This window comes from Streptomyces sp. NPDC107546, from assembly GCF_055639175.1.
On record NZ_JBVKBA010000002.1, the window covers coordinates 402,513 to 429,470 of the forward strand.

Genomic DNA, 26,958 nt, shown 5'->3' on the forward strand with positions numbered 1-26,958 from the left:
GGAGCCCCGTCATGTCGAAGGAATCCAAGGAATTCGAGATCGTCCGCGAGTTCGAGGTCGACGCCACGCCCGAGGAGGTGTGGGAGGCGATCACCACCGGCACAGGCGGTTATCTGTGGCCGATGGACCCGCCCGAGCCCCGTGTGGGAGGCAGCGGGCCCTTCGGATCCACGGTCACCGCCTGGGACCCGCCGCACCGCTACACCAACCGCAGCGAGGACGTCGGCTTCCCGGTCCAGTCGGTCAACCAGCTCGACCACACCATCGAGCCGCGTGACGAGGGCCGCCGCGCCTGGGTGCGGTACGTGCACAGCGGCATCTTCACCGACGACTGGGACAACCAGTACGACGGCGCGAGCAAGCACACCGACTTCTACCTGCACACCCTGCGCGAGTACCTGACCCACTTCGCGCCCCGCCCGGTCGCCTTCGCGACCCTGAACGGGCCGGACGCGTCCACCGCGCCCGACGCCTTCACCGCCGTCGGGCGAGCCCTGGGACTCACCGACGACACCCCCGAGGGTGCGCGCGTCCAGGCCCGCGGCCCGGAGGGCCAACTCCTCGACGCGGTACTCGACTTCCGCAACCCGTACTTCATCGGACTGCGCACCGACGACGCCCTCGTCCGCTTCTTCGGCCGCAACCACTGGGGCGCGCCGGTCGGCGTCAGCGTCCACGACTTCGCACCGGACGCCGACGCCAAGGCGAACGAGGCCGCCTGGCAGGGCTGGCTGGACGGGGTGTTCAGCCGGCCCTGAACCCGGGGGACGGCTACGGCCGGAACCGCAGCACCTGCGGGTCGTGGTCGCTGATCTGGTCGTGGAACTCCGAGTTGATGTGCACGCTGTCGTAGTCCAGGTCGCAGCCGCGGCGGATCGACGGGCTGACCAGGATCTGGTCCAGGACCTGCTCGTTGCCCTGGTAGTCGTACGTGTACCGCTCGCTCTTCGGCAGCGACTTGATCGCCGACCACAGCTCGCCGTCACCCTCGAGGATCTTCGTGGTGTCGGAGAACTCGAAGTCGTTCATGTCGCCGAGCGCGATGACGTCGGCGTTCTTCTGCGTGTCGAGGATGTCCTTCACGAAGGTGCTCACCTCGGTGGCCTGCAGGTGGCGCTGAACCTCCGAGCTGCGGGTCGGCGGCTGGTACTGCGCGTGCAGCGACTGGTCGCCGCCCTTGGAGGTGAGGTGGTTGGCGATCACGAAGACCGTCCTGCCGCGGAAGACGAACTCGCCGACCAGCGGCTTGCGGCTGGACTTCCAGGCGCCGCTGGCCGGGTCGATACGACCGGGCGACACCGTCAGCTGCGCCTTGCCGTGCACCTTGGTGACACCCACGGCCGTCGTGGAGTCGCCGCCCGGCCGGTCGGTGAAGGAGACCCGCTCCGGGTTGAACAGGAAGACCTGGCGGATGTTGCCGCCGGGCTCGCCGCCGTCCTGGTCGTTGACCGGGTCGATCGAACGCCAGTCGTACTTCGGGCCGCCCGCCGCGACGATCGCGTCGATCAGCTTGTTCACCGTCTGGCTCGCGTCGACCGTGCCGTCGTCCTTGGCGCCGTTGTCGTCCTGGATCTCCTCCAGGGACACGATGTCCGGCGACTGCAGGTTGTTCACGATCGCGGAGGCGTGGGCCGCGAACGTGGGGTCCGACGGGTCCAGGTTCTCCACGTTGTAGGTCGCCACGGCCAGCTCGCCGCGCTCCTGCTTGCGCGTGGTCTCCCGCTGCAGCCCGCCGCTCTCGAGCGTGCCGAGCCGGCCGGCGACCAGGGTGTAACCCCCGAACTGGTTGTAGTCCAGCGGCCCGGTCGTGGTGCCGGCGAGCGTGTCACCGACGTTCGCCTCCGGGAAGTCGGCGGTCGAGCCGAGGGACTGGATCTGTAGCCGGCCGGTGTTCTGGGAGTCGTAGGAGCCGTAGACCGTGCCGCCGCGTCGGCTCGCGTGCTCGTGCGGCTTCACCGTGACCCACAGCTCGCTGTACGGGTCGGTGGCGGTCACCACGCGGGCGTCGGCGACCTGGACGTTCATGCCCTCCAGGGACTCGTAGTAGTCCAGGGCGTACGTCGACGGCCGAAGCGTCAGGCCGTTGATCGAGCCGTTCGCGGCCGGGTCGCCCGCCGGGGTGTACTGGTCCGGCACGGAGTCCTCGTCGATCACGACCGGCGCCGGGACGGCGTTGCCCCCGGAACGGACCGTCACCGTCGGCTTGGTGATCTCCGTGACCGACTGGTTCCCGGACGAGGTGCCGCCCGGGACGTACTCCGAGACCGTGCCCGTCACCGTCACCGCGTCGCCGACCGCGACCTTCGGGGTGGAGCTGGTGAAGACGAAGACGCCCTCACTGGTGGCCGGGTCGTCGTCCGGGTTCGGGTCCTGCATCCAGAACCCTCTCGACGAGCCGTAGGTCCGCACACCCGTGACGATTCCGGCCACGTCCGTGACCTTCTGGCCCGCGAGCGGTGATATCCGGGTGGTGCCCTGGATGTCGTGGATGCGTACGGTGTCCGCGTGCGCGGGAGAGGTGAGGACCACACCGGACACGGCGGAGCACACTGCGGCGACGGTGAGCGCGGCGAGCCGCGAAGAAGACTTGCTCGGCAACGGAATCCCTCCGGGGAGATACGTGGGCGCCGGGACGAAGTGGAGCGTGGAACCGGGGGCCGCGACCGGTGGGGCGGTGGCGACGCGCGTAGCGGGCGACGGACGGCACCGAACCTCAGTGAACAGCTGTCCCCCGACTTCTACGCGCGTCAATCTCCTGTGTTCTCAGGCCAGTTGTCAAGGTTTCGGCCATGTACGGCAGCCGGCGAGGAGATGAACCGGGCGGCATGGGTGGAAATCCGTCTAGGCTGAGCAGTGTGTTTCGGGGCGCCCCTCGGCCCCACGTACGTCCCCAAGGAGACCCAGCGAATGTCACACAGCTCCCTCCTGCCGCCGGTCCGGCTGCGTTCCGAGGCGGAGCTCGCACGGGACGCGCTCGCCACACCCCTGCTCTCCCGCGCCGCCCGGCTCGCCCGCTGGGCCGGACCGGACACGCGCGTCGGCCCCGGGGGCGAGCTGGTCGAGGAGCAGCTGCCCGCCGCGGCCGAGGTCCTCGGGCTGACCGGTGAGGAGGCCGCCGCCGGCGCGAGCGAGGCCTGGCGGGTCGCCGTCGACGCCGGCCTCGTCCAGGTCGTCGACCAGGAGGAGGGGACGGTCGCCACCGGCGCCGACCTCGCACTGCTCACCTCCGGCAGCCCGGCCGACGTGCTCGGCGTGTGGCTGGGCGCGCTCGAGGCCGTGCTCGCCGACGCGAGCGTGCCCGAGCTGGACGGGCTCGTCGACGCCATGGGGGAGGACGGCGGGATCGACCTGTCCTCCCTCGACTGGGACCCGGAGGCGGAGGCCGAGTTCCTCGACGGAGTGCTCGGCAACCTCTACGTGCTGACGGTCAGTGAGGAGGGGCCCGGCGAGAGCGCGGTGCCGCTGCCCGCCCTCGCCGCGTCGATGATCGTGCCCGACGACATGGGCGAACCCACCAACGACGTCCTGGAGCAGGTCTCGGACGCCATGATGCGGCTGGACGACCAGTTCCGGATCCTTGAGCCCATCGGGCTCGTCGACTTCCAGCCGGTCGACGAGGCGCTGATGACCGACGCCGAGGACGAGTCCACGGCGGCCGTCGACGTGACGGACGTCAGCCGGTACGGGATGGTACGGCTGACGCCGCTCGGGCTGTACGGGATGCGGATCCGGCTGCAGGAGGCCGGGATGACGGCGCCCGCGGTGGGGGAGCTGGCCGACAAGGGCGCGGACGCCCTGCTCGACGGCACGTCGGGGTTTCCGCCGGCGGCCGCGCAGGCGGAGACGGAGCAGTGGCTGGCACGCCGGGAACCGCTGACGGCGGCGCGGGAGCTGCTGGCCGCGGCGCGGGGCTCGGACGCCGGAGCGCCCCTGCGCCGGCTCCGCTGCCAGCAGGCGCTGTCCCTCGTCGGACTCCAGGCGGAGCCCGCGCTGCGTGAGGTGCTGGACGACGCGGAACTGGGCGGCCTGGCACGGGTGTGGCTCACCGAGCGCGGAGCGGCGGAGGTGCCGGCACCGCCGGAGTCGATGGTGTTCTGGCTGACCATCGACACGCTGGCCGCGCAACTGGCGGCCGAGGGCAACTCGGAGGAACTGCAGGGCCTGGTGGAGGGCCTGGCGGCCCAGCACGGCGGCTTCTTCGCCACGGCCTGGCGGGTGGACCATCCGGCGACTGCGGACGTCCTGGAGGCGATGGGGCGCCTGCACCCGGACAAGAAGGTGGCGAAGGAGGCGAGGAAGGCGGCGTTCAAGGCGCGGTCGCAGCAGGGGGGTTGACCGTCGGCGCCGTGGCCCTGCTTGGTGCGTGACGGGGCGGGACGTTGCCGTGGCATTGCCCGGCATTGGTGTGCGCGCCGTCCCGCCAGGGCTGTGCTTTGCGGATTCATGGAAAAGCGTGCCCAGCCGTCGGCCGCCGTTCAACGGGAGTTCAGGAGCGAGCGCGAGCGTGTGCGCCCAGTGGAGGTCCGCCGCAACCACCCCCCGACCGACTCCCTCCCCTCCCACAGGAGACAGCATGTCGCTCAACCGCAGGGATTTCGCCAGGCAGTCCGCGCTCACCGGTGCCGGCATCGCCCTGGCCGGCAGTGTCGGCGCCCTCGCCACCGCTCCGAACGCCCTCGCGTCCACCGACAGTGGGACCACGGACGGCCACGAGGAGCAGCGGCACGACGGCGTGGGCTACGGACCGCTCGTCCCCGACCCGAACGGCATCCTCGCCCTGCCCGCCGGTTTCTCGTACCGCGTCATCACCTACAGCGGCAGGACCAAGCTGGAATCAGGCGAGTTCACCCCGTCCAACCACGACGGCACCTCCACCTTCCCCGGCCCCCGCGGCGCCACCCTCCTCGTCAACAACCACGAGCTCAAGGGCCCCCGCGCCAAGTGGAAGTACCCGGTACCGCTCACCGAGGGCCTCGTCTACGACCCGGCCGCGTCCGGCGGCTGCACCGTCGTCGAGGTCCGCCACGACCACGTCGCCGAGTGGGTCGGCATCGCGGGGACCTCCACCAACTGCGCCGGCGGCAACACACCCTGGGGGACCTGGCTGACCTGTGAGGAGACCGAGGACAAGGCCGGCCAGAACGGCATGACCAAGGACCACGGCTACGTCTTCGAGGTGGACCCCGCCGACCGGCGCGCCAACCGTGACCCCAAGCCCATCAAGGCGCTCGGCCGCTACGCCCACGAGGCCGTCGTCGTCGACCCGAAGCGCGGCCACCTCTACCTGACCGAGGACGCCTCCGGTCCCAACGGCCTGCTGTACCGCTGGACCCCGCCGGAGGGCTTCGAGCACGGCCGCGGCAAGCTGCGCGCCCTCGCGGACGACGCGGGTCGCCTGCAGGCCTTCAAGTGCTTCGACTCCGGCGGCAGGTTCGTCGACGACCTCTCCCGTGCCACGAAGACCGGCACCGTCTACGGCGTCGACTGGATCGACGTCCCGGACCGCGACGCGAAGACGGTCCCGGTGCGCAAGCAGTTCGCCGACGGCGAGAGCACCCGCGCCCGCAAGCTGGAGGGCATGTGGTGGGGTGACGGCGGCGGGTACATCGTCTCCTCCTACGCCCGCGAGGAGAGCCCCGTCCAGCACGACGGCCAGGTCTGGTTCTACGACCCCAAGCGCCGCACCCTCACCCTGAAGGTCCTGCTCGGCGTGAACCCGGACCCGGCCGAGGACGGCAACTTCGACGGCCCCGACAACATCACCGTCTCCCCGTACGGCGGCCTGGTCATCGCCGAGGACGGCGAGGGCGTCCAGCACCTCTTCGGCGCCACCGACGGCGGCCGCACGTACCCCATCGCCCGCAACGAACTGAACATCGGCACCGAGGACGAGCCGGAGTACAGCGAATTCACCGGCGTCACCTTCTCGCCCGACGGCAGGACCCTGTACGCCAACATCCAGGAGCCCGGCATCATGCTGGCGATCACGGGGCCCTGGAAGCGGCAGAAGCGCGACTGAACGCCGGCGACTTCCGGCGACAATTAATTCGTTCGCCCGGCCCGCGGTACGCCTCCTAGAGTGATGCACGTCCAGGTGCGAAGGCAGGACCTACTTCCACTGATAATGGGGCGGCCGCGGGTTCGAGTCCCGCCACCGGTACCGCGAGCCGGTGTAGCTCAGGGGTTAGAGCACCTTGTCGGTTCCGCCGACCTCGATCTCTGGACACCACAACTTCACGCACCTCCCGGTGCGCGGGCTGCGGCTACTTCTTCTCTACAAAGAATCCGATGCCGCCGCCGACTTGATCTCGGGAGGCGCAGCACATGGTGAGTGCCCGGTGCGCAGGCAGCGGATACTTCGGGATCAGGTATGTTGCGGGTTCGAATCCCGTCATCGACTCGGGGTCGGTGTGGCGGAAATGGAAGACGCGCCTGATGAACAGTCCCGTCGCCGACCCCTGAACTCGGGCACTTCCCTTTTGCTGCGCCTCCCTCCGAAACAGTCAGGAATTCGGGGGAATTCACCATGGCGCGATTCAACACGAGAGCCGCAAAGGCGCAGCCCACTTCGCGGGTGACGTCCACGGGACGTGTGCTCCGTACGTACCAGGGCGGCCGAGGCCGTGAGCGAGACGCACGCTCCGAGCTGTTTCTGCTCTCGGTCTCGAACTTCGTCTCGCAGCAGACCTTCTACGAGTCCGGCGCCGACCGCGACGACCGGTTCGCGAAGCTCGTGCGCGAACTCGCCGTCACCGACCCCTCGTGGACCGCCGGCCTGCTCGGCTGGCTGCGTGGCGAGGGCAACCTGCGGACGGCCTCGATCGTGGGCGCCGCCGAGTACGTGAAGGCGCGGCTCGACGCGGGAGTCACCGACGGCCCGTCGAACCGCCAGGTCGTGAACTCCGTCCTCCAGCGCCCCGACGAGCCCGGCGAGCTGCTCGCCTACTGGACCGCCCTGTACGGCCGCGCCGTCCCCAAGCCGGTCAAGCGCGGCATCGCCGACGCCGTGCGACGCCTCTACACGGGCAAGGCGCTGCTGAAGTACGACACCGCCTCGAAGGGCTACCGCTTCGGCGACATCCTCAACCTGGTGCACGCCGCGCCGGACCCCGGCAAGCCGTGGCAGGGCGACCTGTTCCACTACGCGCTGGACCGCCGACACAGCCCGGACACCGCGGTGCCGCCCGCCTCGGCCCGCGTACTCACCGCGCACCGCGAGCTGATGTCGCTGCCCGTCGAGCGGCGGCGAGCGGTCGTCACCGGGCCCGGTGGCGCCGAGCGGCTTGCAGCGGCCGGGATGACGTGGGAGGCGCTGGCCGGCTGGCTGCAGGGACCGATGGACAAGGCGGCCTGGGAAGCCGTGATCCCGTCCATGGGTGCGATGGCGCTGGTGCGCAATCTGCGGAACTTCGACGCGGCCGGAGTCTCGGACGAGGTCGCGGCGCAGGTCGCGGCCCGGATCAGCGACCCGGCCGAGGTCGCGCGCTCGCGGCAGTTCCCCTTCCGGTACCTCGCCGCGTACCGGCACGCGCCGTCGCTGCGCTGGTCGTACCCGCTGGAGCAGGCGCTCGGCCACTCGCTGGCCAACGTGCCCGCGCTGCCCGGCCGCACGCTGGTGCTCGTGGACCGATCGGGTTCGATGTTCTGCTCCCGGCTTTCGGACCGCTCGGAGCTGAACCGCGCCGACGCGGCTGCGATCTTCGGTACGGCGCTCGCGCTGCGGGCGGCGGAGGCGGACCTCGTCGAGTTCGGCACGACCAGCAAGCGGCTGACGTTCCGCAAGGGCGAGTCGGTGCTGAAGGTCCTCGGCCGCTTCGGCGACCTGGGCGGTACCGACACCACCAGCGCGATCCGCGCGCATTACCGGGGGCAGGACCGGGTGCTGATCGTCACCGACGAGCAGTACGGCTACAACCGGCACGGCGACCCGACCCAGCAGGTCCCGGCGCACATCCCGGTCTACACCTGGAACCTGGCCGGATACCGGGTGGGTCACGGCCCGTCCGGAACGGGCAGCAGGCACACCTTCGGCGGCCTGTCGGACGCGGCCTTCCGGATGGTGCCGCTGCTGGAAGCCGCCCGGGACGCCGACTGGCCGTGGGCGGCGGTCTGACCGCCGCTCGACGATCGTGGCCCGTGCCTTCACGAGGGGCGGCCCCGTACCCCGCGCGCACCTCTTCGCGTCCCTGATAGCGCGCGGGCATGCCCGGGAAGAGGAACGGAAACTCATGGACGGCATCGACCGAGTACAGGTCGGCCAGGTCGTCTGCCGACTTGTCGACCATGGCTCGTCGGTAGCGGGGGAGAAGGTCTCGGGGGCCGAGGGCGGCGGGGGCGGCGGGGGGCATACCGTGGGGCTCCGTTCACTCGGCCGAGGTAACCGGGGACTGTCTCCGGTTCAAGTGTCGGATAAAATACGGAGAGAGCCCCCGGTTCGCAAGGAGTGTCTGGATGGCGCAGGTCAGGCCCATGCGAGCGGACGCGCGGCGCAACTACGAGCGGTTGCTGAAGGTGGCGGCCGAGGCTTTCGCCGAGCATGGCGAGAACGCGTCGCTCGACGACATCGCGAAGCGGGCGGGGGTCGGGTCGGGCACGCTGTACCGGCACTTCCCGAACCGCCAGGCGCTGCTGGAGGCCGCGTACGTCGACCGGATCGAGGCGATCGCGACCCGGGCCGACGAGCTCGCGAAGGAGCTTCCGCCGGGCGAGGCGCTGGTGGAGTGGCTGAACGAGCTGTGTGTCGGGACCATCCAGGTCCGGGGAATGAAGGCCCTGCTGGGCTCGGCCGTCACGGACGGCAGTTCCGCCGCGGTCACCGCGTGCGGCACCTCGATGAAGGAGGCGGCGTCACGACTGGTGGAGGCGGCGCAGCGGGAGGGGACCCTGCGGGCCGACATCGAGCCGATCGAGGTGCTGCGGCTGGCCCACGGCATCGCCGTCGCCTCGGAACTGGCGAACGGTCAGGGCGCCTACATCCGTCGCTACCTGTCGCTGCTGACGGAGGGGTTGCGGCCGTAGACCCCCGGCTGCCGCGCCCGCGGGCGCCCCGCCGAAGGGTACCCGCGAGTGTGGTGGCTGCCGTACGACCGTCTACAGCGCCTCCGCCGCCGGCTTGACCATGTTCCGTACCGTGCGGGCCTTGACGAAGTCGCCCATCGCGGTCATGTCCCACTCGCCGGAGAACTGGCGGACGAGCTTGGCCATCATCACGCCCGTCTGCGACTCCGCACTCGTGAGGTCGAAACGCACCAGCTCCTGGTCGGTGGCGGCGTCCACGAGGCGGCAGTACGCCTTGGCGACCTCCGTGAACTTCTGGCCGGAGAACGAGTTCACGGTGAAGACCAGGCCCGTGACCTCCTGGGGCAGGCGCCCGAGGTCGACGGCGATGACCTCGTCGTCGCCTCCGCCCTCGCCCGTGAGGTTGTCCCCGGAGTGCTTGATCGCGCCGTTGAGGATGGTCAGCTTGCCGAAGTAGCAGCTGTCGATGTGGTTGCGCTGCGGGCCGTAGGCGATGACGGACGCGTCCAGGTCGATGTCCTTGCCCTGGAAGGCGGGCTCCCAGCCGAGGCCCATCCTGACCTGGGAGAGCAGCGGGCGGCCGCCCTTGACGAGGGACACGGTCTGGTTCTTCTGGAGGCTGACGCGGCCCTTGTCGAGGTTGATCTTTCCGGCGCCGGGGAGCGGGGTGGGCGGCTCCGGCGGAGCGACGGGTGCCGGGGGAACGGTCTGCGGCGGAGCGACGGGTGCCGGGGGAACGGTCTGCGGCGGGGCGACGGACTGTGGGGGCGCGGCCGGTTCCTCCACCGTGACGCCGAAGTCGGTCGCGATGCCCGCGAGGCCGTTGGCGTACCCCTGGCCGACGGCGCGGGCCTTCCACGCGCCGCCCCGCAGATAGATCTCCATGACCGCCAGTGCCGTCTCGGTGCCGAGCTGCGGCGGCGTGAAGGTGGCCAGCACGCTGTTGTCGTCCGCGTTGCGGAGCGTGGCCGTCGGCTCGATGCCCTGGAAGGTCTGTCCGGCGGTGTCCGGGCTCGCGGTGACCACGATCTTCTCGATGCCCGGGGGTACGGAGGCGGTGTCGACGGTGATCGAGTCGGGGCTCGTGCCGCCGCCGGAGCGGTAGGTGACACCCGGGCCCATCGGCTGGTTGTAGAAGATGAAGTCGTCGTCGGAGCGCACCTTGCCGTCGGCGGTGAGCAGCAGGGCGGACACGTCGAGCCGCACCGGGGCGGCGACGTCGACGGTCACGCGTGGGACGCCGAGGGGGAGGTTCGAGCCGGGGGTCATAGCTGTCATGCCAGGGGTAACGAGCGAGGTCGCTTTACCGTTCCCTTACCCGATGCGCCTCCGCGTGGTCCTCGCCCTCGCCGCCCCTGCCCGTCCCACCTCCAGGGGCTCCGCCCCTTCAACCCCGACGCCGGCCTTCCCGTCCCCGGTGGCCGGCCACCGGGGACGGGAAGGGCGGGGGCGGCGCCGGCGCAAACCATCCACGCCGCATCCGCTAAGGCACCACCACGATCTTGCGTCCCACCCCCGCCGCGAACTGCTCCAGCGCCTGCGGATACCGCTCCAGAGGCAGGCGGTCGCTGATGAACACCTCAGGGTTCAACACCCCGTTCGCGAACAGCTCGGCCGCCCGTTCGAAGCTGTGCAGCACCGCCATCGAGCCCGTGATGGTGATCTCCTGGTTGTAAATGCGGTACGGGTCGATCGTCACCCGCGTCGCGTAGTCCGCCACCCCGAACTGCAGAAACGTCCCCGCCTTCGCCACCCGCCCCAGGCCGTCCTGGATCGCCGCCGCGTTCCCTGTGGCGTCCACCACCACATCCCAGCCCTGCGGGCGGTCCAGTTCGTCCGCGTTCGCCGCCGAGCCCGAGACACCCAGCCGCCGTGCCGTCTCCAGTCGCGCCGGGTTGACGTCCACCATGTCCACGCTCGCCGCACCCGTCCGCTTCGCCAGCTCCAGCATCATCAGGCCCATCGTTCCCGAGCCGTAGATCAGGACGTGTGCCCCGAGACGGGACCGCAGGACGTCGTAGCCGCGCACCGCGCACGACAGGGGCTCCACCAACGCCGCGTCCTGGGTGCGGACATGCTCCGGGAGTTTCACGCAGTTCGCCACCGGCGCCACCGCGTACTGCGCGGCACCGCCGGCCGTCGTCACCCCGATCGCCGCCCACCGCTCGCACAGGTTGTTGTGGCCCGTACGGCAGTACCGGCACTCGTAGCAGTACAGGGACGGGTCCACGGCGACCCGGTCGCCGACCGCCAGCTCCGTGACCTGCGTACCCACCCCGACGACCTCGCCCGCGAACTCGTGCCCGGGTACGATCGGCAGCTTGGGCGCGAACTCGCCCTGGAGGATGTGCAGGTCGGTGCCGCACAGTCCGCAGGCCGCGACCTCGACGACGACCTCGCGCGGTCCGGGCGTCGGGTCCGGGACCTCGCAGACGACGGCGCGGCCCACGGACTCGATGACGGCGGCCTTCATTTCACGGCTCCCAACGACAGGCCCTGGACCAGTTTGTCCTGGGCGGCGAACCCAGCGGCGAGCACCGGCAGGGAGATGACGAGCGACGCGGCGCACACCTTCGCCAGGAACAGGCCCTGGCTGGTGATGAAGCCGGTCAGGAAGACGGGGGCCGTCTCGGCCACCACGCCGGTGAGCACCCGGGCGAAGAGCAACTCGTTCCAGCTGAAGATGAAGCAGATCAACGCGGTTGCCGCGATGCCCGGCAGCGCGATCGGGGCCACCACCCGCGCCAGGACCGTCGGCAGGCGCGCGCCGTCCACCCGAGCCGCCTCGATCACCGCGACCGGCACCTCGGCGAGGAACGACTGCATCATCCACACCGCGATCGGCAGGTTCATGGACGTGTAGAGGATGACGAGCAGCCAGATGTTGTCGAGCATCCCGGCGTTCTTCGCGAACAGGTAGATCGGCAGCAGGCCCGCCACCACCGGCAGCATCTTGGTGGACAGGAAGAAGAACAGGACGTCAGTCCACTTCCTCACCCGGCTGATGGAGAGCGCGTAGGCCGCGGGCAGCGCCAGCAACAGCACGCACAGCGTCGACACCAACGACGCCACCGTCGAGTTGATCAGGGCGGGCCAGGGGCTCGCGCCGCCTCCCACGCCGAAGAAGTCGCGGTAGCCGTCCAGGGTCAGGGCGGCCCCGAAGGACGGGGGATTCGTGGCCGCGTCCGCCTCCGAGTGGAACGACGTCAGGGCCATCCAGGCGATGGGCAGGAAGAACAGCAGACCGGCCAGCCAGGCCAGCAGGCCGAGCCCGACTCCGCGGCGACGGCGGGGGCGTACGGTGGCGGTGTGTGCGGCGACGGCGCTCATGCGCGGGACACCTCCTCGCGGAACAGGGACGACACCACGCGCAGGGCGAAGGTCGCGATGATGATCGAACCGATGACGACCAGGACGCCGGCGGCCGAGGCGAGGCCGTTCTCATGGGCCTGGTAGAAGGTCTGGTAGACGGTGTAGGGGAGGTTCGCGGTGCCCAGGCCGCCCGAGGTGAGCGTGAAGACCGCGTCGAAGTTCTGGACGATGTAGATCGAGCCCAGCAGTGCGCCGAGTTCCAGATAGCGGCGCAGGTGCGGGAGCGTCAGGTGACGGAAGATCTGCCAGTCGCTCGCGCCGTCCACCCGCGCGGCCTCGATCTGCTGGTGGTCGCGGCTCTGCAGACCGGCCAGCAGGATCAGCATCATGAACGGTGTCCACTGCCAGACGAGGGAGGCCTCGACCGCGAGCAGCGGGGTGCCCGAGATCCAGTCCGGCTGGGGGCCGCCCACATAGTGCAGCAACCCGTTGAACAGGCCGTATTCAGGGTTGTAGAGCACATGCTTCCAGAGCAGGGCCGCCGCCACGGGGACCACCAGGAAGGGTGCGATCAGCAGGGTGCGCACCATGCCCCGGCCGCGGAACTTCCGGTCCAGGAGCAGCGCCAGCGCGAGGCCCAGGACCAGGCTGACCAGCACCACCGCGACCGTCAGCAGGACCGTCGTCCACACCGAGTGGCGCAGGTCCGGATCGGTGAGGACCTGACGGTAGTTGTCGACGCCGGCGAAGTGGCGGGCCTTGGGGTAGAGGGCGTTCCAGTCGAAGAAGGAGATCACCAGCGTCGCCACGAACGGCAGCTGGGTCACGACGATCATGAAGATCAGGGCGGGCAGCAGCGGGGCCCGCGTGGCCCAGGCTCGCAGCCGGGCCGACGGTTGGTGCGCGGTGCGTACGGGAGTGGCGGCCACGGGGGCCGTGGTCGTGGCGGTCATCGTCCCTCGTACTCCTTGGAGATCTGCTCGGCGAGCTTCTGGGACTTCTTCAGGGCCGACTCGACGGACTGACGTCCGGCTATGGCCGCGCTGATCTCCTGGGAGACCTTGGTGCCGAGGTCGGTGAACTCGGGGATGCCGACGAACTGGATGCCGGGCGCGGGGCGCGGCTGCACGCCGGGGTCGCGGGGCCGTGCGCCCTCGATGGCCTCGCGGGTCATCTCCTGGAAGGAGGCGGCGGCCTTGCGGTAGTCGGCGTTCTCGTAGGTGGAGGCGCGTTTGCCCGCCGGAACGTCGGCCCAGCCGCTGGTGGCGCCGACGAGTTGTTCGTACTGCTTGCTGGACGCCCAGGAGACGAACTTCCAGGCCTTGTCGGGGTTGCGGGACGTCTTCTGGATGCCCCAGGCCCAGGTGTAGAGCCACCCGGAGGACCTGGTCTCCTCCACGGGGGCGGGCGCGTAGCCGAGCTTGCCCTTGACGGGGGAGCCGGAGGCCTCCAGGGAGCCGGCCGCGGAGGTGGCGTCGTACCACATGGCGACCTTGCCCTGGGTCATGTTGTTGAGGCACTCGGCGAACCCGGACTGCGCGGCGCCCGACTCCCCGTGCGTGCGGACGAGGTCGACGTAGAACTTCGTCGCCTTCGCGAACTCGGGGGAGTCCAGGTGCGCCTTCCAGTGCTTGTCGAACCAGGTGCCGCCGAAAGTGTTCACGACCGTCGTCAGCGGCGCCATGAGCTCGCCCCAGCCGGGCAGGCCGCGCAGACAGATGCCCCGCATCCCCGGCTTCGCGCCGTCCACCTTGGCGGCGAGGTCGGCGACCTGCTGCCAGGTGGGGTGGGCGGGCATCGTCAGGCCCTTCTCGGCGAAGACGTCCTTGCGGTACATGAGGAAGGACGACTCGCCGTAGAACGGCTGTCCGTACAGCTTGCCGTCGTCACCGGTCAGCGACTGGCGCATGGGCGCCAGGACGTCCTGCTCGTCGTAGACGCGGTCCTTGGCCACATACGCGTCCATGTCCTGCAGCCAGCCGTTGCGGGCGTAGATCGGTATCTCGTAGTTGCTGAGGGTGGCGACGTCGTACTGGCCCGCCTGGTTGGCGAAGTCCTGGCTGATCTTGTCGCGGACGTCGTTCTCCGGCAGCACGGTGAAGTTCACCTTGATGCCGGTGTCCTTGGTGAAGTGTGCGGCGGTGAGCTTCTGCAACTCCACCATCTGCGGGTTGTTGACCATCAGGACGTTGATGGAGTTGCCGCCGGAACCGGACCCGCCTGCTCCGACCCAGCAGCCGGAAAGCAGCGGGGCGAGCAGCGTCCCTGCGGCGGCCATGGCGAGCATGGCTCGCGGCCTCCGTCGGCTCTGGGTGCGCATGGATCGCTCCTGGACTTAGGGGGAGATAAGGGGCGCGTTGGGGCGTGAACGTCCCTGGGGAGGGGGTTGGGCCTTCAGATGTTCTCGGTCGGTTCAGACCCGGATGACCTGCGGGCCCAGTAGTGAGTAGCGGTGCGCCTCGGTCGTCGGCAGGAGCGTGCTCGTGACGATCGCCTCCAGCGCGCCGATCTCCGCGAACCGGCAGAAGCTGACCGCGCCGAACTTGGTGTGCACCCCCGCGAACACCGTGCGGCGGGAGGCGCGGATCGCCTGTGCCTTGACCTCGCTGACCGCCGGGTCCGGGGTGGTCAGGCCGTGTTCGCGGGAGATGCCGTTGGCGCCGATGTACGCCAGGTCGATGACGAAACCGGCGAGCATCTTCGTCGTCCAGTGGTCGACGGTGGCGAGCGTGCCGTGCCGCACCCGGCCGCCCAGCAGCAGGACGGTGGTGTTCTCGGCCTCGGCGAGCGCGCCCGCGGTGGCCAGGGACGCGGTGACCACGGTCAGCGGCCGGTCCCGGGGCAGCCCCTCGGCGATGAGCTGGGGGGTGAAGCCCTCGTCGACGAAGACCGTCTCGGCGTCCCCGAGCAGCTCGGACGCGGCGGCCGCGATCCGCCGCTTCTCGGGTACGTGGCTGGTGGCGCGGAAGGCGAGGGTCGTCTCGAAGCCGGCGCTCTCCACGGGGTAGGCGCCGCCGTGGGTGCGGCGGACCAGCCCGTGGTCCTCCAGGGCGCGCAGATCGCGTCGTACGGTCTCCTTGGCGACGCCCAGTTCGGCGGCGAGCGTGGTGACGTCGACCGAGCCCGTGCGACGGGCGGCCTTGACGATCTCACGCTGCCGTTCTTCCGCGGTCCTGGCCGTCATCGCGCCTCCCGCCTCCGCTCAGGTGTGCCCGTTCGGGCCCGGTGGGGCCCATGGGAGATTTTCTACAGCGGGTGTGCGGCGCTGACCAGGTCTGTTGCGCGATCGAGTGTGCCCGATCCGGCCCGCTTGGCGGAAAGCGTGCCCGTCCCGTACCTGCGGTGAAGTGGGGCGGCCGGTGGGATCGGGCAGCCGCCGTGCCCGAAAAGCGGCGCGGGCGGGCCCGTTCGGTGCCCGCCCTTGGAGTCGGTCGTCTCAGTACGGCCAGATGGGCGGGTCCGTGACGAAGTGGCCGCCCAGGTGCGCGTGCGCCGGATTGCCCGGGTCCAGCTCGCCCTGCTCGGCGAGGAGCTTCTCGGCGTACGGCTCGGAGTCGTCCTGCGGCTCGTAACCGAGGGCCCGGGCGGTGGTCAGGTCCCACCACAGGCGGGTGTTGGCCGAGGAGCCGTAGACGACGGTGTGTCCGACGTCCTCGGCGGTCAGGGCCGCATGGAAGAGGCGGGCGCCGTCCTCGGGGCTCATCCAGACGGAGAGCATGCGGACACTGGTGGGCTCGGGGAAGCAGGAGCCGATGCGCACCGACACGGTCTCCAGGCCGTGCTTGTCCCAGTAGAACTGGGCCAGGTCCTCGCCGAAGGACTTGGACAGTCCGTAGAAGGTGTCGGGACGGCGGGGGGTGTCGATCGGGATCAGCGGGTCCTCGCCCTGGGGGCGCGGGGTGAAGCCGACCGCGTGGTTGGAGGAGGCGAACACGATCCGGCCTACGCCTTCCTCGCGCCCCGCCTCGTACACGTTGTACGTGCCCTCGATGTTCGCCTTGAGGATCTTCTCGAACGTGGACTCAAGGGAGATGCCCGCGAGGTGGATGATCGCGTCGACGCCCCGTACGGCCTCGCGCACGGCGTCCTTGTCCGCGAGGTCCGCGGTGATCGCCTCCGGCTCGCCCTCGATCGGCCGCAGGTCGAGGAGGCGCAGCTCGTAGCCGTACTGGGGCAGCAGTCCCCGCATCAGGGTGCCGAGTCCGCCGGCGGCGCCGGTGAGCAGAACGGTGCGGGGAGCGGGCATCCTCGGTCTCCTTGAGATCAACGGCCGCATTCGTGCACAGGATTCACATTCATGGACACGCTAGGGAGTGTCCACCCGGCCCGTCAAGTGTGGCGCGGAAGTACGGAATCCACCCCTGACTTGCCCGAATGCACGCTTGACCCGCCCTGAGGTGGCCCCATAGCGTGGATTCGTTCAGAGATATGGACACGGATCATAAACGTGCACCTATCCGGGGTGTGGTCCACTCGGGAGCGCGCGTCGGTCCGCGTAGGAGCGCCTGTTCAAGGGAGAGCCCGTGACGTCAGCCCCTCTCGCCGCTCGACTCAGCGTCCCGAGCGGGCCGCTGTTCTTCCCCGTCACCGCGTACGGGCCCGACGGCTCCCTCGCGCTCGACGTCTACCGCGCCCATGTGCGCAGGGGCGTGGAGGCGGGCGCCGCCGCCGTGTTCGCGTGCTGCGGCACGGGTGAGTTCCACGCGCTCACGCCCGAGGAGTTCGAGGCCTGCGTACGGGCGGCCGTCGAGGCCACGGACGGACGGGTTCCGGTCGTGGCGGGCGCGGGTTACGGGACCGCGCTCGCCGTGCGCTACGCGAAGCTCGCGGAGGGCGCCGGGGCGGACGGGCTGCTCGCCATGCCCCCCTACCTGGTGGTCGCGGGCCAGGAGGGGCTGCTGCGGCACTACCGGGAGCTGGCCGCCGCGACCTCGCTGCCGACCGTCGTCTACCAGCGTGACAACGCCGTGTTCACGCCCCGGACGGTGGTGGAACTCGCCCGTACGGACGGTGTCATCGGCCTCAAGGACGGGCTCGGCGACCTGGACCTGATGCAGCGCATCGTCAGCGCCGTGCGCAGCGAGGTCCCCGGCGACTTCCTCTACTTCAACGGCCTGCCGACCGCCGAGCAGACGCAGCTCGCCTACCGCGGCATCGGCGTCACGCTGTACTCGTCCGCCGTGTTCTGCTTCGCCCCGGAGATCGCCCTCGCCTTCCACCGCGCGCTCGCCTCGGGCGACGACGCCACCGTGAACCGGCTCCTCGACGGTTTCTACCGCCCGTTCGTCGAACTGCGCTCCCGCGGCCGCGGTTACGCCGTGTCCCTCGTCAAGGCGGCCGTACGGCTGCGTGGCCTCGATGTCGGCGAGGTGCGGCCGCCCCTGCACGAGCCGTCCGAGGACCACGTCAAACAGCTCGCCGCGCTGATCGACCGCGGATACGCGCTGCTCGAGGAGGGCATGTGAAGGCGTCGGCGTTCGTCTACCCCTGGGATGTCAACGGGGACCCCAAGGCCCCGGACCGCATCGCCGCGCTGGGCGTCCGGCAGGCGACCCTCGCCTCGGCGTACCACTCCACACGCGCCCTCACGCCCCGGCACCCGCGCCACCGCATCGTGACCGCCCGCCACGCGGCCGTGCTCTACCCGGCGGACGCGCGCTGGGAGGGCCGCTCCCTGCGCCCCTTCCCGGCCGGCGACTGGGCCCCGGGCGACGCCTTCGGCGAGGCGGCCCGCGCGCTCACCGCGGCCGGGCTGGAGGTGCACACCTGGGTGGTGCTGGCGCACAACTCCCGCCTGGGCGAGGAGCATCCCGGCACCTGTGTGGTCAACGCCTACGGCGACCGCTACCCCTGGGCGCCGTGCATCGCACAGCCCGCCACGCGCGCGTACCTCGTCGACCTGGCGGCGGAGGCGGCCGTACGGCCCGGCGCGCGCGGCACCGAGCTCGAGTCGCTCGGCTGGTACGGACTGGCGCACCTGCACGCCCACGACAAGATCGGCGGCATGCCGCTCGGGGACGCAGGGCAGTACCTCATGTCCCTGTGCTTCTGCCCGAGCTGCCGTGAGGGCTACGGACGGCACGGACCGGATGCCGACGAACTGGCCGCGGCGGTACGGGCGGCACTGGAACCGGTGTGGCGCGGAGCGCCCTCCGACGGGGGCTGGGCGGGCGTCGGGAAGCTTCTCGGTGAGTCGAAAGCGGCCGCCACGCGCGCGTGGCGCGACACCACCGCCCGCACGCTCCAGGAGGAGGCCGTGGCAGCGGTCCGGGCGGCCGCGCCCGACGGCTTCCAGGTGCTGCTGCACGCGGACCCGGTCTCGTACCACTGCGGCGCCAACGCGGGCGTCGACCCCGCGCACATCCTGTCCGTGGCGGACGGTGTGGTGGTGCCCTGCACGGGCGGCGCCGGCCTGCTGACCCCGTTCGCCGAACAGAACCGGACGGGTGCCGTCCTCGCGGCCAACTTCACCGTGGTCTCCGGCATGGGCGGCAGCCCGGGGACACTCGCCCGGGACGCCCGGGGCGCTGCCGAGCTGGGAGCGACCGAACTGCGGCTTTATCACGCGGGGTTGGCGTCCGACGGCGACCTCGATGCCGTGCGGGAGGCTCTCGCGGGGCTCTGAAGCAGCGGCGCCGTCGCCACCGGCGCGGCCAGGCCCCGCACCACCAGCGCCGGCCGGTGGCCGACCAGTTCGACGAGCCCCCGCCCCGACGGCCGGCCCGACCGCCTTCGGCCCGAACAGCAGCGTGTTCGCCGTGGTGGCCGCACGGCCCAGCAGCGGGCCCGGCGTCTCGCGCTGCACCACGGTGAACGCCACGATCAGGACACACGGCAGTCCGGCACCGATGGCCGCGCTGCACACCAGCGTCACCGGGTCGCGGACGTGGATCGGCATCGGCTGGCTGCTGCACACCGCGTGGGACGTCGTACACCACCTCAAAGGCAACCCCATCGTCCCTTTCGGCCACAACTCGTCGCCGGGCTGCGCGATCTGCGAACCGGTGATCGCGCTGTGGTGCCTGGGGGACGGGCGCTCACCGCGTGAGCTGCTGCGCGGCGGGCGGTCCGCGCACGCCCACGAACCGGCGGCCGCCTGACCGGGACGTGGCGGTGACGAGGGGCGGCGGTGCGAACCACCCCGCCCCTCGCGGTCTGCGCCGTCAGGCCGTGACGATCTCCTCCTTCAGCGGCAGCAGTACCGCCGCGATGGTGTCGATCGTGGGCGCGTCCACCCCCGCCTCGGCCAGCGAGGCGGCCAGGTGCTGGACGACCTTGTCGAACGCGGCGTCGGTGATCGCCAGGCCCGCGTGCGCCGCGCGCATCGCGCGGCCCGGGTACGGGCGCTTCGCGCCGAGCGCCTGGCCGACGAACAGGCGCTGGTGTCGCTTCAGGCGGTCCATGTCGACGCCGCCGAACCAGGCTGCCAACTCGGGGTCGGCGAGCACCTTGTCGTAGAAGATGTCGACCACGGCTGCGACGGCGGTCTCGCCGCCGATCCGTTCGAAGACGGTGGTCTCCGCCGCAGGCGCGGCGGGCTCCGGGGCGGTGGATTCCAACATGACCCCAGGCTCCGCCCGTGGTCTTGCATCGCCGTGTGCCAGGCGTTTCCCGGCCGTCAAGTCGTTCTCCCGCGGCCCCGGGACGGACGTTGAGCCGCCTTCAACGAGCTGTTAACGCGGCGAGTGACCACCCGTCACGCGCAAGTTCTTCCTGCAACTCCCTTTGCTCGAAGCATTGACGAAACACAGAGCCGCTCCTACCTTCGACGCGTCGTACTTCGTACGTCATATATGAGACGCGATACGCGAGATCAGATACGCGAGATCAGATACGCGACATCGCATACGCGACATCCGAGAGGCGCGCATGACCTCTGTGCCCACGCCGATCCCCTCCCGCACGCAGTACGTGCTGGAGGGGATCAAACACCGCATCCTCACCGGGCAGCTGACGCCCGGCCAGGCCCTGGTGGAGACCGAACTCGCCGCACAGTTCGGGGTGTCGAAGACCCCCGTGCGCGAGGCGCTCAAGACCCTGGCCGGGACCGGGCTCGTCGTGATGAGCCAGTACAAGGGCGTCACGGTGCGCATGGTGGACGCGGACATGGCGCGCGAGGTCTACGACGTCCGGCTGCTCCTGGAGCCGGAGGCGCTGCGGCGCTCGGTGCGGCGCGGTGCCTCCCTGGACGCCGCGCGTGACGCGCTGCAGCGGGCCGACGAGGCGAACGACACCGCCGAACGCTCCCTGGCCAACCGGGAGTTCCACCGCGCCCTGTACCTGCCGTGCGGCAACCCGCTGCTCGGCCGGATGCTCGACGAGGTCCGCGACCAGGCCGCCCTCGTCTCCGCCGTCGCCTGGGCCGCCGACCCCTCCTGGGAGCGGGAGGCCACCGAGCACCGGGAGATCCTGCGGCTCGCCCTCGGAGGCGACGCCGACGGTGCGGCGAGCGCCCTCCACGCCCACATCGCGTCGTTCGTGCGACGGGCCTTCCCCGCGAGCGAAGCAGCGGAGCCGGAGGCCCAGGGAGAGGACGGTCAGGCATGACAACGACGTTCGAGACCCAGCGGGCGGCCCTCGCCGACGTGGTGGCGATCCCGGTGACCCCGTTCACCGAGGACGGTCGCGTGGACCAGGACGCCCACCGGGCCCTGCTGCGTCGCCTGCTCGACGGCGGGGTGAGGACCCTGACGCCCAATGGCAACACCGGCGAGTTCTACGCCCTCACTCCCGAGGAACGGCGCCTCGTCACCGAACTGACCGTCCAGGAGGCGGGGGAGCGGGCCGCGATCCTGGTCGGGGTGGGACACGACGTGCCCACCGCGGTCGCCTCCGCGCGGCACGCCCGCGAGCTGGGCGCCCGGATGGTCATGGTCCACCAGCCCGTCCACCCGTACGTCTCGGCCGCAGGCTGGGTCGACTACCACCGCGCGATCGCCGATGCGGTGCCCGAACTGGGCGTCGTGCCCTATATCCGCAACGCCCAGTTGCCCGGCGGGCGGCTCGCCGAGCTCGCCGACCACTGCCCGAACGTCGTCGGGGTGAAGTACGCCGTCCCGGACGCCGCCGAGTTCGCGGCCTTCGCCCGCGACGCCGGCCTGGACCGGTTCGTATGGGTGGCGGGCCTCGCCGAACCGTACGCACCCTCCTACTTCTCGGCGGGCGCCACGGGCTTCACCTCCGGGCTCGTGAACGTCGCCCCGTCCGTCTCGCTGAACATGATCGAAGCGCTTCGATCGGGTGACTACCCGGCCGCCATGAAGGTGTGGGAACAGGTCCGCCGCTTCGAGGAGCTGCGCGCCGCGAACGGCTCCGCCGACAACGTCACCGTCGTCAAGGAGGCCCTCGCCTCCCTCGGACTGTGCCGCCGGGACGTGCGCCCGCCGAGCAGGGCGCTGCCCGAGGAGGAGCGTGCGGAGGTCGCCGCCATAGCCGCCGGGTGGTCCGTATGAAGAAGCCGGAACAGCTCAGAAGCCACCAGTGGTACGGCACCGACGGGCTGCGCTCCTTCAGCCACCGGGCCCGCACGCGACAGCTCGGCTATCTGCCCGAGGAGCACCTGGGCAAGCCCGTCATCGCCATCCTGAACACCTGGTCCGACATCAACCCCTGCCATGTGCATCTGAGGGATCGCGCGCAGGCCGTGAAGCGGGGCGTGTGGCAGGCGGGCGGCTTCCCGCTGGAGTTCCCGGTCTCCACGCTCAGCGAGACCTACCAGAAGCCGACCCCGATGCTCTACCGCAACCTGCTCTCGATGGAGACCGAGGAACTGCTGCGGTCCTACCCGGTCGACGGGGCCGTGCTGATGGGCGGCTGCGACAAGTCCACGCCCGCGCTGCTCATGGGGGCCGCGAGCGTCGACCTGCCCACGATCTTCGTGCCCGCGGGGCCGATGCTGCCGGGCCACTGGCGGGGCGAGGTCCTCGGTTCCGGCACCGACATGTGGAAGTACTGGGACGACAAGCGCGCCGGCCTCATCGGTGACTGCGAGATGCAGGAGCTGGAGAGCGGCCTCGCCCGGTCGCCCGGGCACTGCATGACGATGGGGACGGCGTCCACGCTGACGGCCGCCGCCGAAGCGCTCGGTGTCACGATCCCGGGTGCGTCCAGCATCCCCGCCGTCGACTCGGGGCACGACCGGATGGCCGCCGCTGCGGGTCTGAGGATCGTCGAACTGGTCCACCAGGACCGGAAGCTGTCCGACATCCTCACCCCTGAGGCGTTCGAGGACGCGGTGACGACGGTCCTCGGGCTCGGCGGCTCCACCAATGCCGTCATCCACCTGATCGCCATGGCCGGACGGGCCGGGGTCAAGCTCACGCTCGACGACTTCGACCGCATCGCGCGCACGGTCCCCGTGCTCGCCAACGTCCGGCCCGGCGGCGAGCGGTACCTGATGGAGGACTTCCACTTCGCCGGTGGCCTGCCCGGGTTCCTCTCCCGGATCCCGGACCTGCTGCACCTGGACCGGCCGACGGTCTCCCACGACACCCTGCGCGAGCAGATCGCGGGCGCGCAGGTCCACAACGACGACGTCATCCGGCCCCGCGACAACCCGGTCGCCCGCGAGGGCGGCGTCGCCGTCCTGCGCGGCAACCTCTGCCCGGACGGCGCCGTCATCAAGCACATCGCGGCGGAACCGCACCTGCTCAAGCACACCGGTCCCGCGGTCGTCTTCGACGACTACCGGACCATGCAGCGCACCATCGACGACCCGGACCTCGGCGTCACCGCCGACAGCGTGCTGGTGCTGCGCAACGCAGGACCCAAGGGCGGCCCCGGGATGCCCGAGTACGGGATGCTGCCGATCCCGGACCACCTGCTCAAGCAGGGCGTGCGGGACATGGTGCGGATCTCCGACGCCCGGATGAGCGGCACGAGTTACGGCGCGTGCGTGCTGCACGTGGCGCCCGAGTCGTACATCGGCGGACCACTGGCCCTGGTGCGCACCGGGGACGGCATCACCCTCGACATCGAGGCCCGCACCCTCCAGCTCAACGTGGACGACGCGGAGCTCAGGCGCCGCAGGGCGGAGTGGACGCCGCCGCCCGTGCGGTACGAGCGCGGCTACGGCGTGCTCTACAACTCCCAGATCACCCAGGCAGACACCGGCTGCGACTTTGAGTTCCTGGCCCGGCCCGGCCAGGTCCCGGACCCGTACGCCGGCTGACGCACCGCACGACCCCCGGGCCTTCGCGCGCGCCACCGCAGGACCCCGGGCTGAGCGCACCACCACGTCGATCACCTGTCGAAGCGCTTGAACCATGTGTGGATAGCAAGCGCTTCCTGCATCCTCTGTACTCGCCCCATTGCGAACGGAGAACAGCCATGGCCCAAGCCGCAGCCGCACTGCCCGTCGTACTCGCCGGGGCCCGCGGACACGGCCGCGGCGTCGACCACGTACAACGCCCGCAAGTCCGACGGCTCCCTGCCCGACACCACCTTCCTGACCACGGGCGGCACCACCATCGGCGCGACCATGAACTGACCCGGGAGGTCACCGCCTTGGGCCCGTTGGCCGGTCGGAAAGGTATCGATCGGGCAACGGGCCTCGCGCTCACGGTGGTGACGCGCGTAGAAAACCTGTCATGCATAAGCCACTTCGTATCGCGGCCCTCGTCGCCGCCTGTGCCGTCGCCGGCGGGGCCCTCTATGGCGCCGGCGCGGCCACCGCCGGTCAGTCGACGGCGAACTCCACCCACGAGCCCTACAACATCGGGCTCCTGGTGAAGGACATCGACGCCTACTACGGCACCACGGCCGACGCCAACGGCGTCTACCAGGCGTCACCGGAGAGCCCGTACGCCAAGGACCTCGCGCGCATCGACGCGGACGCCCGGCGCTACATCGACAAGGCCGCCCGCAAGGCGCACCACCGGGGCGAGAAGCCGGCCGTCGTCTTCGACATCGACGACACGCTGCTGCTCAGCCTCGACTACGAGAAGCGCTACAACTACACGTACAACTCGGCGACCTGGGCCGCGTACGTGAACAAGGCCGACCGTCCGGCCGTCTTCGGCAGCCCCGAACTCGTCCGGTACGCCGCGTCCAAGGGCGTCGAGGTCTTCTACAACTCGGGTCTGAGCGAGGCACAGCGCTCCGCCGCCGTGGAGAACCTGAAGAAGGTCGGCGCCGATGTGAACCTCGACGCCGAACACATGTTCCTCAAGGACGCGGCCAACCCGCCGTCCTACCTGAGCGGCTGCGCCGCCCCGGGTGCCTGGAAGTGCACCACCGTCCAGTACAAGTCCGGCACCCGCGAGCACATCGAGGACCTGGGGTACGACATCGTCGCCAACTTCGGCGACCAGTACTCCGACCTCGACGGCGGATACGCCGACCGGACGTACAAGCTGCCCAACCCGACGTACTTCGTCAGCTAGGCCGCATCGGTGGTACCGACTGCAGGGTCGGTACCACCGGCTTGATCGTGCCGTCGGCCGCGAACTCCATGCGGTCGACGGTCGTCTCCCGGTGCATGCCGTCCCCGCCCGCCTTGCCGGGGCCGTTCAGAGCGAACCGGTGGTAGACGATGTACCAGTCGTCGGTGCCGGGCACGTTCACCACGGAGTGGTGGCCCGTGCCGAGGATGCCGTACTCGGGGCGCTTGGACAGGATGGTGCCCCGCTTGGTCCACGGGCCGAGCGGGGACGGGCCGGTGGCGTAGGCGACGTGGTAGTTCTCGCTGCGGGTGTCGTCCTCGGACCACATGAAGTAGTACGTGCCGTTGCGCTTGATCACGAAGGACCCCTCACGGAAGTTGTCCGTGGTGATGTCCTTCACCTTGGAGGCGTCGTACGACGTCATGTCCGCGTTCAGCGGGACGACGTACGCGTGGCCGTTGCCCCAGTACAGATACGACTGGCCGTCGTCGTCCGTGAAGACCGCCGGGTCGATCATCTGGCCCTTCAGACTCCCGCCCCTGGCGACCAGCGGCTTGCCCAGTGCGTCCTTGAACGGGCCCGCGGGCGAGTCGGCCACCGCCACGCCGATCTGCTGCTCGGCGCAGAAGTAGAAGTAGTACTTGCCGTTCTTCTCGGCGATCGCCGGCGCCCACGCGTACTTGTCCGCCCACGTCACGTCCGGGCCCAGGTCAAGGATCACCCCGTGGTCCTTCCAGTGGACCAGGTCCTTCGACGAGTACGCCTTGAAGCTGGTGCCGCTCCAGCCGTTGTAGCCGTCGCTCGTCGGGTAGATCCAGTAGCGGCCGTCCAGGTAGGCGACGTCGGGGTCGGCGTTCAGGCCGGGCAGGACCGGACTGCGGGTCGGCACCGCCTCCACCGTCCAGGTGCGCTTCGTGCCGTCGGCGGCCGTCACGCTGTACGTCTGCGGGGTGCGGAAGTCACGCCGGGTGCCGGAGGACGGGGTGACCGTCGCGCCCTCGCCGACCCACAGCTTGGGCGCGAGGTGGCGCAGGTCCGCGTCCGGGTCCATCGGCAGGACCACCTTGCTCGACGCCTCGGTGACGACCGCGTACCCCTTCTGGCCGTGCGCCGTCGCGTCCACCACCGAGGTGCCGGTAGCCGGGTAGGCGGCCAGCAGCCGGTCGTACTCGGCCTGCGTCACCGGGAGCACCGTGCCGTGCCGCGGGCTCGCGGGCAGCTGGTAGTTCGTGGACGGGGTCCACTTGCCCGAGTCCAGGTCGGTCGTCTCGAACGGGACGTAGCCCCGGCCGCCGTACTCGTCGATGAACAGGTACCACTTCTTCTCGGTGTTGGACTTGAAAACCGTCGGACCCTCGCCGCGGTCCATCGCACCGCTGCCGATGCAGTCGGCGACGAAGTCGTACTTCGTCGAGGTCAGCGACGTCGACTTCTCCGCGGTGACGAACTTCGAGCAGGGGGAGCTGGAGGACGGGTCCCGTTCGTCCTTGGTGTAGCGGTAGTAGGTGTCCTTGTACTTGACCACCGTGGAGTCGATCACCGAGTAGCCGGGGTCGTCCCAGACCTTGGGCGCGCTGAAGGTGCGGAAGTCCTTCGTCGTCGCGTAGAGCATCTTGTTGTACGTCGAGCCCGTGTGGTCCGGGTCGCCGTCTGCGTACAGCTTCGACGCCCAGAAGACCACGTACTCACCGAGCGAGTCGTCCCAGTAGGCCTCCGGCGCCCAGGTGTTGCCCGCGTTGTCGGGCGCGACCTTAACCAGGCGCTGGTCGGTCCAGTGGACCAGGTCGGTGGATTCCCAGATCATGACGGACTTGCTGCCGTGCCGCTGGACGTAGTCCCAGCTGCCGCTGCTGTTCTTGTACATCCTGAGGTCGGTGGCGATCAGGTAGAACTTGTCGCCCTTGGGGGAGCGGATGACGAACGGGTCGCGCAGGCCCTTCTCGCCGATCGTGGACGTCAGCACCGGCTTGCCGCCATTCAGCTCCCGCCAGTGCAGCGGGTCGTTGCCGCGGCTGAGCGCGTAGCGGATCTGCTCGCCGTCGGCGGTGCCCTCGCCGGTGAAGTAGGCGAAGAGGTAGCCGGCGTACTTGGGGTGGTTCACGGGCGGTGCTCCGGAGTGTGCGGGGCTGGGCGGCGCGGCGAGAAGGCCCAGCAGGAGGGCGAGGAGGGGGACCAGGAGCGTGCGGGCGGTGCGGGGTCGCATGACACATCCTGTGGGAGTCTGATGGATTCTGTTGGCTGCACT

23 protein-coding genes are annotated in these 26,958 nt (G+C 70.4%); 13 read left to right on the forward strand and 10 right to left on the reverse strand.

Going from position 1 to position 26,958, the window contains the following annotated elements; translation table 11 throughout:
- Positions 1–11: 11 nt before the first annotated feature.
- Positions 12–758 carry an SRPBCC family protein gene (locus ACZ7L1_RS04390; protein WP_471434072.1) on the forward strand — a complete coding sequence of 249 codons (747 nt, stop codon included), beginning with the start codon at positions 12–14 and terminating at the stop codon, positions 756–758.
- Positions 759–771: 13 nt separating this feature from the next.
- On the opposite strand, the gene ACZ7L1_RS04395 is transcribed toward ACZ7L1_RS04390, so the two are convergent.
- Positions 772–2,598 (reverse strand): endonuclease/exonuclease/phosphatase family protein, encoded by a 1,827-nt coding sequence (locus ACZ7L1_RS04395; RefSeq protein WP_471434074.1) that lies wholly within the window; start codon positions 2,596–2,598, stop codon positions 772–774.
- Positions 2,599–2,907: 309 nt separating this feature from the next.
- Here ACZ7L1_RS04395 and ACZ7L1_RS04400 point away from each other — a divergent pair, with 309 nt between their 5' ends.
- From ACZ7L1_RS04400 to ACZ7L1_RS04415, 4 genes are all read left to right on the forward strand, one after another.
- The gene (locus ACZ7L1_RS04400) at positions 2,908–4,335 is read left to right on the forward strand and encodes a hypothetical protein (RefSeq protein ID WP_471434076.1); all 1,428 of its coding nucleotides are present in this window, start codon (positions 2,908–2,910) and stop codon (positions 4,333–4,335) included.
- Positions 4,336–4,573: 238 nt separating this feature from the next.
- Entirely contained in the window at positions 4,574–6,019 is a 1,446-nt protein-coding gene (locus ACZ7L1_RS04405) for an alkaline phosphatase PhoX (protein WP_471434078.1), read from the forward strand.
- 507 nt (positions 6,020–6,526) lie between these two features.
- Positions 6,527–8,113 carry a TROVE domain-containing protein gene (locus tag ACZ7L1_RS04410; protein WP_471434079.1) on the forward strand — a complete coding sequence of 529 codons (1,587 nt, stop codon included), beginning with the start codon at positions 6,527–6,529 and terminating at the stop codon, positions 8,111–8,113.
- Between the two features lie 338 nt (positions 8,114–8,451).
- A complete protein-coding gene (locus ACZ7L1_RS04415) occupies positions 8,452–9,018 on the forward strand; it encodes a TetR/AcrR family transcriptional regulator (protein ID WP_471434081.1) in 567 nt (188 codons plus the stop codon).
- Between the two features lie 72 nt (positions 9,019–9,090).
- On the opposite strand, the gene ACZ7L1_RS04420 is transcribed toward ACZ7L1_RS04415, so the two are convergent.
- The 7 genes from ACZ7L1_RS04420 to ACZ7L1_RS04450 form a co-directional block, all read right to left on the reverse strand.
- Positions 9,091–10,287 carry a TerD family protein gene (locus ACZ7L1_RS04420; RefSeq protein ID WP_471434232.1) on the reverse strand — a complete coding sequence of 399 codons (1,197 nt, stop codon included), beginning with the start codon at positions 10,285–10,287 and terminating at the stop codon, positions 9,091–9,093.
- A 214-nt stretch (positions 10,288–10,501) separates the two neighbouring features.
- Positions 10,502–11,491: a zinc-dependent alcohol dehydrogenase family protein gene (locus ACZ7L1_RS04425; RefSeq protein WP_471434082.1), complete on the reverse strand. Its 990-nt coding sequence runs from the start codon at positions 11,489–11,491 to the stop codon at positions 10,502–10,504.
- On the reverse strand, positions 11,488–12,348 hold the full coding sequence (locus ACZ7L1_RS04430; RefSeq protein ID WP_471434084.1) for a carbohydrate ABC transporter permease: 861 nt from the start codon (positions 12,346–12,348) through the stop codon (positions 11,488–11,490). Before ACZ7L1_RS04430 ends, ACZ7L1_RS04425 begins: the two co-directional genes overlap by 4 nt.
- On the reverse strand, positions 12,345–13,283 hold the full coding sequence (locus tag ACZ7L1_RS04435; protein ID WP_471434086.1) for a carbohydrate ABC transporter permease: 939 nt from the start codon (positions 13,281–13,283) through the stop codon (positions 12,345–12,347). The genes ACZ7L1_RS04430 and ACZ7L1_RS04435 overlap by 4 nt, the downstream gene beginning before the upstream one ends.
- Entirely contained in the window at positions 13,280–14,650 is a 1,371-nt protein-coding gene (locus ACZ7L1_RS04440; protein WP_471434088.1) for an ABC transporter substrate-binding protein, read from the reverse strand. The genes ACZ7L1_RS04435 and ACZ7L1_RS04440 overlap by 4 nt, the downstream gene beginning before the upstream one ends.
- A 93-nt stretch (positions 14,651–14,743) precedes the next feature.
- Positions 14,744–15,514, reverse strand: a complete 771-nt coding sequence (locus ACZ7L1_RS04445) for a DeoR/GlpR family DNA-binding transcription regulator (protein WP_471434089.1) — start codon at positions 15,512–15,514, stop codon at positions 14,744–14,746.
- 252 nt (positions 15,515–15,766) lie between these two features.
- Complete coding sequence (locus ACZ7L1_RS04450; protein ID WP_471434091.1) at positions 15,767–16,576, reverse strand: NAD-dependent epimerase/dehydratase family protein; 810 nt, start codon at positions 16,574–16,576, stop codon at positions 15,767–15,769.
- 277 nt (positions 16,577–16,853) lie between these two features.
- Here ACZ7L1_RS04450 and ACZ7L1_RS04455 point away from each other — a divergent pair, with 277 nt between their 5' ends.
- The 3 genes from ACZ7L1_RS04455 to ACZ7L1_RS04465 all read left to right on the forward strand — a co-directional run bounded on the left by ACZ7L1_RS04455 (position 16,854) and on the right by ACZ7L1_RS04465 (position 19,430).
- Positions 16,854–17,795, forward strand: coding sequence for a 5-dehydro-4-deoxyglucarate dehydratase (locus tag ACZ7L1_RS04455; RefSeq protein ID WP_471434093.1), 942 nt, complete (start codon positions 16,854–16,856; stop codon positions 17,793–17,795).
- A complete protein-coding gene (locus ACZ7L1_RS04460) occupies positions 17,792–18,955 on the forward strand; it encodes a hypothetical protein (protein ID WP_471434095.1) in 1,164 nt (387 codons plus the stop codon). Before ACZ7L1_RS04455 ends, ACZ7L1_RS04460 begins: the two co-directional genes overlap by 4 nt.
- A 133-nt stretch (positions 18,956–19,088) precedes the next feature.
- Positions 19,089–19,430, forward strand: a complete 342-nt coding sequence (locus ACZ7L1_RS04465) for a DUF6010 family protein (protein ID WP_471434096.1) — start codon at positions 19,089–19,091, stop codon at positions 19,428–19,430.
- A gap of 63 nt (positions 19,431–19,493) precedes the next feature.
- Here ACZ7L1_RS04465 and ACZ7L1_RS04470 read toward each other — a convergent pair whose 3' ends face one another.
- The gene (locus tag ACZ7L1_RS04470; RefSeq protein WP_471434098.1) at positions 19,494–19,892 is read right to left on the reverse strand and encodes a group I truncated hemoglobin; all 399 of its coding nucleotides are present in this window, start codon (positions 19,890–19,892) and stop codon (positions 19,494–19,496) included.
- 307 nt (positions 19,893–20,199) lie between these two features.
- Between ACZ7L1_RS04470 and ACZ7L1_RS04475 the strand changes: the two genes are divergently transcribed.
- The 5 genes from ACZ7L1_RS04475 to ACZ7L1_RS04495 all read left to right on the forward strand — a co-directional run bounded on the left by ACZ7L1_RS04475 (position 20,200) and on the right by ACZ7L1_RS04495 (position 24,713).
- Entirely contained in the window at positions 20,200–20,877 is a 678-nt protein-coding gene (locus ACZ7L1_RS04475; RefSeq protein ID WP_471434100.1) for a GntR family transcriptional regulator, read from the forward strand.
- Entirely contained in the window at positions 20,874–21,782 is a 909-nt protein-coding gene (locus ACZ7L1_RS04480; RefSeq protein WP_471434102.1) for a dihydrodipicolinate synthase family protein, read from the forward strand. Before ACZ7L1_RS04475 ends, ACZ7L1_RS04480 begins: the two co-directional genes overlap by 4 nt.
- Positions 21,779–23,500 carry an L-arabinonate dehydratase gene (araD, locus tag ACZ7L1_RS04485; protein WP_471434104.1) on the forward strand — a complete coding sequence of 574 codons (1,722 nt, stop codon included), beginning with the start codon at positions 21,779–21,781 and terminating at the stop codon, positions 23,498–23,500. The genes ACZ7L1_RS04480 and araD overlap by 4 nt, the downstream gene beginning before the upstream one ends.
- 87 nt (positions 23,501–23,587) lie before the next feature.
- Positions 23,588–23,818 carry a hypothetical protein gene (locus ACZ7L1_RS04490; RefSeq protein WP_471434238.1) on the forward strand — a complete coding sequence of 77 codons (231 nt, stop codon included), beginning with the start codon at positions 23,588–23,590 and terminating at the stop codon, positions 23,816–23,818.
- Between the two features lie 100 nt (positions 23,819–23,918).
- Positions 23,919–24,713: an HAD family acid phosphatase gene (locus tag ACZ7L1_RS04495; protein WP_471434106.1), complete on the forward strand. Its 795-nt coding sequence runs from the start codon at positions 23,919–23,921 to the stop codon at positions 24,711–24,713.
- On the opposite strand, the gene ACZ7L1_RS04500 is transcribed toward ACZ7L1_RS04495, so the two are convergent.
- Positions 24,706–26,916: a glycoside hydrolase family 43 protein gene (locus ACZ7L1_RS04500; RefSeq protein WP_471434108.1), complete on the reverse strand. Its 2,211-nt coding sequence runs from the start codon at positions 26,914–26,916 to the stop codon at positions 24,706–24,708. The two genes, ACZ7L1_RS04495 and ACZ7L1_RS04500, sit on opposite strands and share 8 nt — an antisense overlap.
- Positions 26,917–26,958 lie beyond the last annotated feature (42 nt).

Bases quoted from the DNA above. Each gene is read 5' to 3' on its own strand.
- ACZ7L1_RS04390 (WP_471434072.1), top strand. From the start codon at position 12: ATGTCGAAGGAATCCAAGGAATTCGAGATCGTCCGCGAGTTCGAGGTC.
- ACZ7L1_RS04400 (WP_471434076.1), top strand. From the start codon at position 2,908: ATGTCACACAGCTCCCTCCTGCCGCCGGTCCGGCTGCGTTCCGAGGCG.
- ACZ7L1_RS04405 (WP_471434078.1), top strand. From the start codon at position 4,574: ATGTCGCTCAACCGCAGGGATTTCGCCAGGCAGTCCGCGCTCACCGGT.
- ACZ7L1_RS04410 (WP_471434079.1), top strand. From the start codon at position 6,527: ATGGCGCGATTCAACACGAGAGCCGCAAAGGCGCAGCCCACTTCGCGG.
- ACZ7L1_RS04415 (WP_471434081.1), top strand. From the start codon at position 8,452: ATGGCGCAGGTCAGGCCCATGCGAGCGGACGCGCGGCGCAACTACGAG.
- ACZ7L1_RS04420 (WP_471434232.1), bottom strand. From the start codon at position 10,287: ATGACCCCCGGCTCGAACCTCCCCCTCGGCGTCCCACGCGTGACCGTC.
- ACZ7L1_RS04425 (WP_471434082.1), bottom strand. From the start codon at position 11,491: ATGAAGGCCGCCGTCATCGAGTCCGTGGGCCGCGCCGTCGTCTGCGAG.
- ACZ7L1_RS04430 (WP_471434084.1), bottom strand. From the start codon at position 12,348: ATGAGCGCCGTCGCCGCACACACCGCCACCGTACGCCCCCGCCGTCGC.
- ACZ7L1_RS04435 (WP_471434086.1), bottom strand. From the start codon at position 13,283: ATGACCGCCACGACCACGGCCCCCGTGGCCGCCACTCCCGTACGCACC.
- ACZ7L1_RS04440 (WP_471434088.1), bottom strand. From the start codon at position 14,650: ATGCGCACCCAGAGCCGACGGAGGCCGCGAGCCATGCTCGCCATGGCC.
- ACZ7L1_RS04445 (WP_471434089.1), bottom strand. From the start codon at position 15,514: ATGACGGCCAGGACCGCGGAAGAACGGCAGCGTGAGATCGTCAAGGCC.
- ACZ7L1_RS04450 (WP_471434091.1), bottom strand. From the start codon at position 16,576: ATGCCCGCTCCCCGCACCGTTCTGCTCACCGGCGCCGCCGGCGGACTC.
- ACZ7L1_RS04470 (WP_471434098.1), bottom strand. From the start codon at position 19,892: ATGTTGGAATCCACCGCCCCGGAGCCCGCCGCGCCTGCGGCGGAGACC.
- ACZ7L1_RS04475 (WP_471434100.1), top strand. From the start codon at position 20,200: ATGACCTCTGTGCCCACGCCGATCCCCTCCCGCACGCAGTACGTGCTG.
- ACZ7L1_RS04480 (WP_471434102.1), top strand. From the start codon at position 20,874: ATGACAACGACGTTCGAGACCCAGCGGGCGGCCCTCGCCGACGTGGTG.
- araD (WP_471434104.1), top strand. From the start codon at position 21,779: ATGAAGAAGCCGGAACAGCTCAGAAGCCACCAGTGGTACGGCACCGAC.
- ACZ7L1_RS04495 (WP_471434106.1), top strand. From the start codon at position 23,919: ATGCATAAGCCACTTCGTATCGCGGCCCTCGTCGCCGCCTGTGCCGTC.
- ACZ7L1_RS04500 (WP_471434108.1), bottom strand. From the start codon at position 26,916: ATGCGACCCCGCACCGCCCGCACGCTCCTGGTCCCCCTCCTCGCCCTC.